At 49.7% G+C, this 10,289-nt stretch carries 10 protein-coding genes; 2 read left to right on the plus strand and 8 right to left on the minus strand.

Annotated features, from left to right (window positions below):
* Positions 1-22 precede the first annotated feature (22 nt).
* The 3 genes from recG to WKT05_RS04230 are packed head-to-tail and all read right to left on the minus strand — an operon-like array spanning position 23 to position 4,088.
* Positions 23-2,053 (minus strand): ATP-dependent DNA helicase RecG, encoded by a 2,031-nt coding sequence (recG, locus tag WKT05_RS04220; protein ID WP_340413029.1) that lies wholly within the window; start codon positions 2,051-2,053, stop codon positions 23-25.
* Positions 2,054-2,090: 37 nt separating this feature from the next.
* The gene (locus tag WKT05_RS04225) at positions 2,091-3,725 is read right to left on the minus strand and encodes a DAK2 domain-containing protein (protein WP_340413030.1); all 1,635 of its coding nucleotides are present in this window, start codon (positions 3,723-3,725) and stop codon (positions 2,091-2,093) included.
* Positions 3,726-3,734: 9 nt separating this feature from the next.
* Entirely contained in the window at positions 3,735-4,088 is a 354-nt protein-coding gene (locus WKT05_RS04230; protein WP_215508544.1) for an Asp23/Gls24 family envelope stress response protein, read from the minus strand.
* 140 nt (positions 4,089-4,228) lie between these two features.
* On the opposite strand from WKT05_RS04230, the gene rpmB reads away from it, so the two are divergent.
* Both rpmB and WKT05_RS04240 read left to right on the plus strand, forming a co-directional pair.
* The gene (gene rpmB / locus WKT05_RS04235) at positions 4,229-4,420 is read left to right on the plus strand and encodes a 50S ribosomal protein L28 (protein WP_215508545.1); all 192 of its coding nucleotides are present in this window, start codon (positions 4,229-4,231) and stop codon (positions 4,418-4,420) included.
* A gap of 56 nt (positions 4,421-4,476) precedes the next feature.
* Positions 4,477-5,424: an NAD(P)-dependent oxidoreductase gene (locus tag WKT05_RS04240; protein WP_340413031.1), complete on the plus strand. Its 948-nt coding sequence runs from the start codon at positions 4,477-4,479 to the stop codon at positions 5,422-5,424.
* 51 nt (positions 5,425-5,475) lie between these two features.
* On the opposite strand, the gene WKT05_RS04245 is transcribed toward WKT05_RS04240, so the two are convergent.
* The 5 genes from WKT05_RS04245 to WKT05_RS04265 are packed head-to-tail and all read right to left on the minus strand — an operon-like array spanning position 5,476 to position 10,288.
* Positions 5,476-6,111, minus strand: a complete 636-nt coding sequence (locus WKT05_RS04245) for a thiamine diphosphokinase (RefSeq protein WP_340413032.1) — start codon at positions 6,109-6,111, stop codon at positions 5,476-5,478.
* Entirely contained in the window at positions 6,108-6,749 is a 642-nt protein-coding gene (gene rpe, locus WKT05_RS04250; protein WP_340413033.1) for a ribulose-phosphate 3-epimerase, read from the minus strand. Before rpe ends, WKT05_RS04245 begins: the two co-directional genes overlap by 4 nt.
* Positions 6,740-7,624: a ribosome small subunit-dependent GTPase A gene (rsgA, locus tag WKT05_RS04255; protein ID WP_340413055.1), complete on the minus strand. Its 885-nt coding sequence runs from the start codon at positions 7,622-7,624 to the stop codon at positions 6,740-6,742. Before rsgA ends, rpe begins: the two co-directional genes overlap by 10 nt.
* Entirely contained in the window at positions 7,624-9,579 is a 1,956-nt protein-coding gene (pknB, locus tag WKT05_RS04260) for a Stk1 family PASTA domain-containing Ser/Thr kinase (RefSeq protein WP_340413034.1), read from the minus strand. The genes rsgA and pknB overlap by 1 nt, the downstream gene beginning before the upstream one ends.
* Before the next feature lie 4 nt (positions 9,580-9,583).
* Positions 9,584-10,288, minus strand: a complete 705-nt coding sequence (locus WKT05_RS04265) for a PP2C family protein-serine/threonine phosphatase (protein ID WP_340413035.1) — start codon at positions 10,286-10,288, stop codon at positions 9,584-9,586.
* Between the last annotated feature and the right edge of the window lies 1 nt (position 10,289).

The following is a 10,289-nucleotide window of genomic DNA, read 5'->3' on the forward strand; positions in this document are numbered from 1 at the left end:
CATAATCTCTTTCCTATAACAATTATATCCCTTGGGTTCGCGCCTCGTAGGCCTCCACCGCCTTTAAAAGATCCGGTTCTTCCTCTGCATTGAGGTGTCCGCCCTGTAAGATGGCATCGGCCTCCACTTTGGCGTAGCGCATAATGTCCATGTTCTCGAACAGATCGCCGACGCGAAATTCCACGGTGCCGGATTGCCGTGTGCCGAAAAAATCGCCGCCGCCACGAAGCTTCATGTCTTCTTCGGCGATGTAGAAGCCGTCGCCTGAGCGTTCCATAATGCGGAGCCGCTCGTCGGCCTTCAGGCTGTCGTTGGCACTGTGCAAAATGCAGTAAGCCGCCTGATCCCCGCGGCCCACGCGGCCCCGAAGCTGATGCAGTGTGGCGAGGCCGAAGCGATCGGCGTCGTAGACAAAGAGCAAATTGGCGTTAACCACATTGACGCCTACTTCGATCACCGTGGTGGAGATTAAAATCTGCACTTCATTTTTTTGGAAGGCTTCCATGACCCTGTTCTTTTCCTCGGAGGAAAGGGCGCCGTGCATCAGTCCAACGGCATACTTTTTAAAGCGATCCTCGGAAAAATACTTATAGATCGCCTCCGCCGCGTGCAGAGGGAAATCCGGGTTTTCTTCGATGAGCGGGCAGACCACGTAAATCTGTTGTCCGCTTTTTAAAAAGCGCTCCATAAAATCGTAGGCGTTTTTTAAACCCGATTCATTAATCACCGTGGTCTGTACGGCTTTTCGCCCCTTCGGCATGGTTCGAATCGAGGAGATCTTCGTATTCCCGTACATGACAATGCCGAGGCTTCTGGGAATGGGCGTCGCCGTCATAATCAGACGGTCGCTTTTCGACTGCTTCTCTTGCAGGGCTTCTCGCTGCATGACGCCGAAGCGGTGTTGTTCATCGGTGATGGTGAGGCCGATGCGGTCGCTTTTCAAATCTTCGTTAAACAAGGCGTGGGTGCCGATAATCACGTCGCAGATTCCGCTTTCGAAGTTTTCGCGAATGGTTTTTTTCTTGCTTTCCTTGGTGCTCCCCGTCAAAAGCTCTACCCGCACGCCGAGAGGCATGAACAAATCGAAGGCCTCTTCGTAGTGTTGCCTGGCGAGAATTTCCGTCGGCGCCATAAAAAGGGCCTGATGGCCGGAGGCCACACAAGTGGCTATGGCGAGAAAGGCGATGACGGTTTTACCGCTTCCTACATCGCCCTGCACCAATCGCTCCATGCGGCTCGATGAAGCCATGTCCTTGCGGATATCGTCCCAAGCCTCTTTTTGCCCTTCCGTAAGCTCAAAAGGAAGATTCGATAAAATCACTTCCGCCAAATCGGTTTTTGCCATGGAAAAGCCCGCTTCGCTCCTGCTTTGGTGGAAGCGTCCTAATGCCAATTGAAAACAGAGAAATTCCGAAAAGATCAAAGACTGCAGCGCCACTTTCGCATCCTTTAACTCTTTCGGTCCGTGAAGCACCTGAAGGGCTTCCGTCTCCGTCATAAGACCGTAGCGCTTCCGCAAGTACTCAGGCACCACCGACGGCAGGGCCACCTCTTTTAGAGCCTCTTGAATAAATTTTGCCGTGGCCTTTTGCCCCACGCCGCCTAATATGGGATAGATGGGAGTGATGGCCAGCGCTTCTTTTCGCTTCGTCTCATCGAAAAATTTCGGTGTGGTAAAGGACAGGCGATCTTTGAAAAACTTTGGTTTTCCGAAAATATAGTAATCCCCTCCAAGGCGCAAACTCTTGTCCAAATAGGGCATATTGAAGAAGGTCATTTCCCCTTCCCGGGCCCCGTCGGTAATCACGAAGGTCTGCATGTTCAAGCCCTTTTTTAAATAGCGGCGAGGCTTTTTCTCCACGAGACGAACGTAATAGGTGGCGGGCTTGTCGAAATCCGGATGGGCAAAATCCCGCATCTCACTGCCGTCTTCGTAGCGAATCGGCAGCGTGTACAGGAGATCTTCCACCGTAAATAGGGAGGCTTTATTTAATTTTTCCGCAATTTTCTTGCCGATTCCTTTGATCTCTAAAATACTCGCATGTGGTTCCATAGGGCCTCCAATGAAAAAGCAGGCCTGCGCCTGCTTCTCACTCGACTGAAATTAAATAATAATAAATTGGCTGCTCACCGCGCATGATCTCGATGTCCATGTCGGGGAAAGCCTCTTCCAAGCGTTCCTCCAAGGCTTCAACGTCCTCGCCACTTACGTCTTCTCCGGCGTAGAGAGAGACGAAGGCGGCGTCCTCATCCACCATTTTTTTGATCATTTCGATGGTGGTGTCGTTCACGGATTCGCCCTTTGCCAAGATTTTTTTACCGGAAAGGCCGATGTAGTCGCCCTTTTTAATGGCGATGCCGTCCATCTCCGTATCTCGTACGGCATAAGTGACTTGGCCGGTGGTTAAATCGTCTACGGCTTCCATCATGGTTTCGACATTTTCCTCTACGCCTTTGTCCGGCATAAAGTGGATGCAGGCATTGATTCCTTCCGGAATGGAGCGCGTCTTTAAAACGGTAACTTCTTTCTCGGATATATCCGCCGCCGCTTCCGCAGCAAGGAAAATATTGCTGTTGTTGGGAAGCACGAAAATGTGTTCCGCATTGACACGGTCGATGCCGGCCAAAATGTCTTCTGTCGAAGGATTCATCGTTTGTCCGCCGGTGACCAAATAGTCCACGCCGACTTGTCGGAAAATTTCCTCGATGCCTTTGCCGGCACAAATGGAGACAAAGCCGTAGGGCTTCATTTCTTCAGGTGCCTTCGCGTTGGAGGCTTCCACTTCATAATCGGTAAACAGTCGCTCGGAATGTTGCAGGCGCATATTATCGACTTTAATGTCTTTTAAAAAGCCGTAGTTCAGCGCGCTTTGAATGGCGAGACCGGGATCGTTGGTGTGAACGTGAACCTTAATCATGCTGTCGTCGCCGACGACGATGAGGCTGTCGCCACGGGGAATTAAGTCCGCTTTCAAATCATCGACGTGATTGGATTTGGTGTTCACGATAAATTCCGTGCAGTAGCCGAATTTAATGTCGTCGGTGGAAATTTCTTTCCGTTCGATCTTTTCCTTGCCTTGCGGGGATCCCTCTTCCGTGGTACCTAAGACAGCTTCGCCTTTTAAGGCTTTCAGCGCCCCTTCCATAATGGTCACCAGGCCTTGGCCCCCGGCATCGACGACGCCGGCTTCTTTTAAGACGGGAAGAAGATTCGGCGTGTTGGCCAAGGATTCCTTTGCCTTCTCCAAGACGGCCTCGCCGAATAAAATTAAATCGCTGTATTTCTTCGCGTATTTCACGGCGAAATCGGCACTTTCGCGACCCACTGTAAGGATGGTGCCTTCCGTGGGCTTCATGACGGCGAGATACGTCATTTCAGAAGCGCTTTTCATGGCTGCGGCAAGGACGGGCACAGTGAGGACGTCGTGGCCCTTCAGGCCTTCGGCAAATCCCCTGAAGAGCTGGGAAAGAATAACCCCGCTGTTGCCCCGAGCACCCATCAGTGCACCGCGGCTCATTTCAGCGGCTAAGGAGCCCAGTTCCTTGGCGTCGGATTCGGTCACTTGCTTCACGGCACTTTTAATGGTCTTCGACATATTGGTGCCCGTGTCCCCGTCGGGTACGGGGAAGACATTGAGATCGTTGACGTGTTCTTTATTTATTTCTAAAAAATTCGAAGCACTGATCAGTGCTTCCTTAAATTCTGTAATCGTAATCTGATCCATACCCTACCTCTAGTTCATTCGTATACCTTCGACCAAAACCTCGATTTGATCGACTTCTAATCCCGTCATCGACTCGATATTAAATTGAACGGTGTCAATAATATTTTGTCCCACGGTAGAAATGCGAATGCCGTATTCGATGATGACGTGCAATTGAATGTGTACCCGTTCGTTTTCAGTGTACACTTCGATTCCTCTGGTTAAGTTTTCAAATTTAAGCAATTGGAAAATTCCGTCCGTGGCATTTTTGCTGGCCATGCCCACGACGCCGTAGCTTTCCATGGCGGAAACGCCCGCAATGGTGGCGATGACTTGATTATCTATGGTAATATTGCCCTTTTCGTTTGGGATCGTAATTTGCATGATTCGTCTCCTTTCCGCTATTGGGAATTACCGTCATTATATCACATAAGCCTCCCGGAAAAAACCGAAGCCTAATTGCATTTTATTTTTCTCTGTGGTAAAATAATTCGAGTTGAAAAAATGTCGGAGGAGGTGTAAGTATGGCAAAAAGATGTGAAATCTGCGGAAAAGAAAAAAAATTCGGTAACTCCATTTCCTTCTCCCATAAAAGAGGAAATAGATCTTGGTCCCCGAACCTTCAACGCGTCCGCGCCGTTGTTAACGGATCGAAGAAAAGAATTTACGTATGTACGCGTTGCCTGAGATCCGGCAAGGTTGAACGCGCCCTTTAATTACGAGTCGATTCTTAGGAATCGGCTTTTTTTATCGCTTTTTTTAGGAGGTAACTATGAAGCTTTTTATTTCCAGTCGTGTGCCTGATGAAATTATCCAGCGCTTAGGCGCCATCGATTATAGCTACAACGACAGCAATGTCCCTATGACAAAAGAAGAAATTATCGCGGCCCTTCAGGCAAAAGATGCTCTTATCTGTCCCCTGTCCGATAAAATCGATCGAGAAGTCATCGACGGCGCAAAGGATCTAAAACTGATTTTAAATTACGGCGCCGGCTTCGACAACATCGACATCGCCTATGCACGTGAAAAAGGCATCGTCGTCTGCAACGCACCGGCCCCCTCCTCCGCCGTCTCCACCGCCGAATTGGCCTTTGCTTTAATGCTGGCACAGGCGAGACAATTGATTCGCGGCGAAAAGGACTTAAGAGATGGCGGCTTCCGCGGATGGCGCCCCACCTATTTCCTCGGCCAACAATTAAAAGGCAAGACTTTGGGTATTTTCGGCATGGGAAATATCGGACAAAACTTGGCGAAGCGCGCGCTGGCTTTCGATATGAAGGTTATTTACAATTCGAGAACCCGTAAAGAAGCCATTGAAGAATTAGGCGCTACCTACGTTTCTTTCGACGAACTTTTGAAAGAATCGGATTTCATCAGCCTCCACTCCGCTTTTGTTCCCGAACTGAAACACAAATTCGACGCCAATGCCTTTAAGGCAATGAAAAACACCGCCACCTTCATTAACGCCGCCCGCGGTCCCTTAATCGACGAACAGGCCTTGGCCGATGCGTTAAAAGACGGAACCATCGCCGGTGCCGCCCTGGATGTCTATGAATTCGAACCGAAGGTCACGAAAGATCTTTTGCATCTCGACAATGTGACCTTGGCACCTCACCTGGGCAATGCCACCGTGGAGGCTCGTCTGGAAATGGGCAATGCCTGCGTCGATAACTTAGAAGATTTTATCGCCGACAGAAAGCCGAGAAACCAAGTCAATTAAGTGCAACAAAAAAAGCCCTTCGGGGCCTTTTTTATTGACAAGATGGGCTATCTATCCATCCTTTGAATGAATGATAAGCATTTTACCTTCATGTAGTGTCACTTCACCCGCGTCCTTCAGCAATTCATTGCTGACGCCGCGGGTTTTTTTTCTGTAAAGCGTTAAATGATCCACCTCATACTTAAAGCCATCCGTTGTAATCTCGATGGAATCGGTAACGGGAACGAAGCTCACGTAGTGAAAGCCGAGCTGCTCCACGTGATATCGGCCCGGGCCGACGAGGCGCAGGCGATTGTTTTCGTCGATCAAGCTGATCGTCGCCTTCTCATCCACATAGGCTTCAAGAGAAAAAATCGTCGCCACGCTGTGATCCCAGCGGCTGCCTGTGGCGCCTAAAATATGGATTTCCTCAGGATCAAAGGCCAGCATCCGTGTCATGGCCATTTCCGTATCCGTCTCGTCTTTCATGGGCGGAAGTATTTCAATGGGCACCTGTTTTTCTTTCAGTTCCGCCAAGCGATGGGAGCTGTCGAAGTCGCCGATAACCAGCTTTAATTTTTCCGGCACGTGGGCCAAAGCGTCGTAGCCGCTGTCGGCGCAGATAATGCCGTCGGCCCAACGGATCTCCCGATCCAATAATTCCTTCGACGGGCGCCGCCCGCCGGTAATAATTAAGCCCCGCTTCATAGGCGTTTTAATGCATTAATGGCGACGCGGGGATCTTCGTGTTTAAAAATATAAGATCCCGCCACCAAACTGTCGCAGCCCGCTTCCACCATGGCGGCACCGGTGGTTTCGTTGATTCCGCCGTCGACCATGATTTCCAAATCCTCGCGATGGGTCATGGTCCTTAACTGCTTCGCCTTTTCAATGGTGGACGAAATGAAAGACTGTCCCCCGAAGCCGGGATTGACACTCATGAGTAGTACGAGGTCCACGTCTTCGAGAAGGTAGCGAATGGATTCGGGGTTTTGAGACGGGTTTAAGCTCACCCCTGCCTTGATTCCCGCTTCTTTGATGCGGTGGACCAGTCGGTGAGCGTGAATGGTGGCATCGGTGTGGAAGGTAATACGATCGGCTCCGGCGGCGATGTAATCGTCGACGGAATCGTCCGGCTTTTCGATCATTAAGTGCACGTCGAAGGGAATGGAGGTAAAGGGGCGAATGGCCTTGATGACCGGCGGACCGAAGGTTAAATTCGGTACATATTTTCCGTCCATGACATCGATGTGAATGTAATCCACTTTTTCCCCGTCTAAAAATGTGATGGCTTCACCTAATTTTGAAAAGTCTGCCGATAAAATCGACGGTGCCACTAACGCCATTTTCCATTCTCCTTTTCTACTAATTCGTCGTAAAAGCGCAAATAATTTTCAAAGCGGCTGGCTACGATGTCGCCCCTTTCATAGGCAGCACGCACGGCGCAACCCGGCTCTTTCACGTGGCGACAATCCTGGAACTTACAAGACTGAATAAAGGGCGCAAATTCCCTGAAATGTGCGTCTAAATCTGCGGAAGCGATGGAGTCGATTTCAATACTGGAAAATCCAGGTGTATCGAATAAATACATCCCCTTCTCTCCCGTAAAGATTTCCGTGTGCCGCGTCGTGTGCTTGCCCCGATTGGTCTTTTCGCTTACCGTGCCCGTTTCGAGATCCAAGTTCAGTACGCGATTTAAAAAGGTGGTCTTTCCCGATCCGGACACGCCGCTTAATACGGTGGTCTTTTCAAAAAGCATGGCTTCCAACTTCGTCACCGATTCGTTGTCCTTCTCCGAGAGATGCATGACATGGTAGCCGCTGGCTTCATAAAGGCTTCGGAGTGCCTCCGCCTTTTCGGGATCCAAGTCCCATTTAGAAACCACAGGGACGATGCGCACGTTTTGTTGTTCGTAATAAGCCAGCATTTTATCCACCAAGTACAAATTGTATTTCGGGTTTGCCGTGGGAATAAAGAGCAAAATTTGATCCACATTGGCGACCGGCGGACGGAGCAAGCTGTTTTTTCTCGGCAAAATTTCTTCTACGGAATTGAGCCTATCCCCTTCGTCAATTAAAAGCTCCACGTAATCGCCCACGACAGGCTTTCGTTTTTGATGACGAAAAATGCCTCGGGCCCGTGTTTCATACACTTCGCCGTTTTCGGCGGTGACGTAGTAAAAACCGCCCAACAGTTTCGTGATTCTGCCTTTTTTATTCATCAAAAGTTCACCGATTTAACCACGGAGCCATCGACGCGTATATAAGCTTTATCGCCGGAGCGCCCTTGAACCGGATAGGATACCGAGGAGCCGCCGACCACTTCTTCGTGGTTCACCACGCGTTCGCTGCCACCGGACTCTACCACCACTTCGATTTCGTGGGTGTCTCCGTCGTCCGGAATGCGGTAGGAGAGATTTTTGTGGCTTACCGACGATCCTTCGTCGCTGTCGCCGCCGGAGCCATGTTTGCTCACGATAATATCTACCGTTGAATTTTGTTTAATTTGATTTCCGCTATTGTATTGTTGCCAAACGACTTCGCCGGGTCCCACGGAAAGATCTTCTCTCTCTTCCACATTGCCCAGTTTCAGTCCTTGTTCTCTCAATAGGGCTTTGGCTTTCTCAACGGAAACACCCTTTAAATTGGGGACGACGGTCGTCTTATCGTCTTGTCCTTTACTCATGGTCACGTGGACACTTTCGCCTTTGGCAAGCTTTTCGTCGGATTTCGGTTTTTGGCTGATGATGCGATCTGCCGGTACGCTGTCGCTGTATTCCGTCTTGTCTACGACGAGATTGAGCCCCGCCGTCTTCAGCGTAGCCTGGGCCTCGGAGATGGTCATGTTCTCAAGATCGGGAACCTTTACTTTTTCCTCTTCTTTGGCGATGACGACGGAGAATTGATCGCCGCGCCGCAAGACTTCCCCTTCGTCCACCGATTGAGATAAGATCGTGCCGGGTTTGATGCCCTCATCCGATTCTTTCTCGTCTATTTCCAGTTTCAAATCATTTGAAGCGGCGAAGTCTTTCGCTTCGGAAACATCTTTACCGATTAAATCGATCATTTCCACCGCTTCACCTTTTTGACCGTCAAGAAGCATATTTTTTATCTTCGATCCGCCGAAGGCCAGGCCGAAGAGGAGTAAAAGGGCCAGCAGGACCCCGCCTATGGTTGCCAGTGGATTGCTTTTCTTTTTGGGCTTTTTCACCGGGATGGGCCGCGTATTTCTCTTTGCGCGCTCCGCCGTATCCGTGTGTGTCGTCGGCTCAACCGGGGCTCTGTTTCCGGTATTGGGAATCACTACAGTGGTTCTCGTATCCGTTTGTGTCCGGTCGCCGTAAACTTTGCCCAGCAAAATCGCCTTTACATCTTCAATAATCAAACTGACGTTGTCGTAGCGATCCGAAGGCTTTTTCTCCGTCATGTGTTTAAACACCCGGTCCACTTCCGGACTCACTCTGGGATTTCGCTCCGATGGCATGGGAATGTCGTTTTGTACGTGCATTAATGCCACGGTAATGGGATTTTCCGAATCAAAGGGCACGTCGCCGGTGAGCATTTCAAAGAGCACGATGCCCATGGAGTAGATGTCGCTCCTGGCATCGACTTTTTGCCCCCGCGCCTGTTCCGGCGAGAAGTAATGGACGCTGCCCATGACCGCATTGGTCACGGTGACCGTGGCATTTCCCGCCATGCGGGCGATACCGAAGTCTGTCACCTTCACCCGATTGTCTCGGGTCACCATGATGTTTTGGGATTTAATGTCTCGATGGATAATATTTTTATTGTGGGCGATTTTTAAAGCCTCGGCGATTTGAATCAGGTAATTCAACGCCTGGTTTTGGCTCAACATGCCCTCTTCTTTAATTAATTCCTTTAATGTCTTTCCATCGATGTATTCCATGACGATGTAATAGACGTCTTCATCGGCCACCGTCTCCATGCCCACATCATAAATACTCACAATATTCGGGTGAGAAATACTGGCGGCAGCCAAGGATTCTCGGCGGAATTTGCGGATGAAGTTGTCGTCTTCGTTGTATTCGCTCTTTAAGACTTTAATGGCAACGATTCTGTCCAGCCTGCGGTCGTGAGCCTTGTAAACATCGCCCATGCCGCCGCTTCCGATTCGTTTCAGGCATTCATACCTGTCAGCTAAAATCATACCTTGCATACCTTCACCTACTCTTATCTAGCACAATGACGGTAATATTGTCTTTTCCGCCACCATCCAGGGCCTTTTCAACCAGCGTCTTCGCATAATCGCCCGTTTGTGTTTCTAATACTTTTTGAATGTCCGCCCGCTCCACGACGTCGGAAAGGCCGTCGGAGCAGAGGATGATAAATTTTAAATCCGTATCCAAACTCCGAATTTGAAAATCTATGCCTTGCGTGGTGCCCAATGCCTTTGTCAGAACGTTTTTCTTCGGATGAACCCGGGCCTCTTCTTCGGAAATGTCGCCGATGTCTAAAAGGTAATTGACGAAACTGTCGTCTTTCGAGATTTGAAAGAGATCGTCGTCGTAACCGTAGATTCTGGAATCGCCGATGTTAATGTAATAGAGTTTGCCCTTCAGAAGGTAAATCAAACTTAAAGTCGTTCCCATGCCACGGTATTTTAAATGGGCTGCCGATTGATTGAAGATCTCTTGGTTCACATCGTGAACGCCTTTATTTAAAAGATCCAAAAGCTCCCGCTCGTTTTCGACGGAAACGGAAAGCACCTCTTTTAATCGATTGACGGCCAAGGCGCTGGCTTTTTCACCTGCCGCGTGGCCGCCCATGCCGTCAGCCAAGATGGCGAAGCGCTTTTTCGGATCCACATAGTAACTGTCTTCGTTGTTTTCCCTGCCACCGATGTGGGTGTAAGCAGAAATTATCATA

Origin of the sequence: Peptoniphilus sp. HCN-40583, assembly GCF_037892835.1 — a bacterium.
GTDB lineage: Bacteria > Bacillota > Clostridia > Tissierellales > Peptoniphilaceae > Aedoeadaptatus > Aedoeadaptatus rachelemmaiella.

Excerpts from the sequence above, each read along its gene's own strand:
- rpe (WP_340413033.1), bottom strand. The coding sequence starts at position 6,749 with ATGGCGTTAGTGGCACCGTCGATTTTATCGGCAGACTTTTCAAAATTA.
- WKT05_RS04245 (WP_340413032.1), bottom strand. The coding sequence starts at position 6,111 with ATGAAGCGGGGCTTAATTATTACCGGCGGGCGGCGCCCGTCGAAGGAA.
- rpmB (WP_215508545.1), top strand. The coding sequence starts at position 4,229 with ATGGCAAAAAGATGTGAAATCTGCGGAAAAGAAAAAAAATTCGGTAAC.
- WKT05_RS04265 (WP_340413035.1), bottom strand. The coding sequence starts at position 10,288 with ATGATAATTTCTGCTTACACCCACATCGGTGGCAGGGAAAACAACGAA.
- pknB (WP_340413034.1), bottom strand. The coding sequence starts at position 9,579 with ATGCAAGGTATGATTTTAGCTGACAGGTATGAATGCCTGAAACGAATC.
- WKT05_RS04230 (WP_215508544.1), bottom strand. The coding sequence starts at position 4,088 with ATGCAAATTACGATCCCAAACGAAAAGGGCAATATTACCATAGATAAT.
- WKT05_RS04225 (WP_340413030.1), bottom strand. The coding sequence starts at position 3,725 with ATGGATCAGATTACGATTACAGAATTTAAGGAAGCACTGATCAGTGCT.
- WKT05_RS04240 (WP_340413031.1), top strand. The coding sequence starts at position 4,477 with ATGAAGCTTTTTATTTCCAGTCGTGTGCCTGATGAAATTATCCAGCGC.
- recG (WP_340413029.1), bottom strand. The coding sequence starts at position 2,053 with ATGGAACCACATGCGAGTATTTTAGAGATCAAAGGAATCGGCAAGAAA.
- rsgA (WP_340413055.1), bottom strand. The coding sequence starts at position 7,624 with ATGAATAAAAAAGGCAGAATCACGAAACTGTTGGGCGGTTTTTACTAC.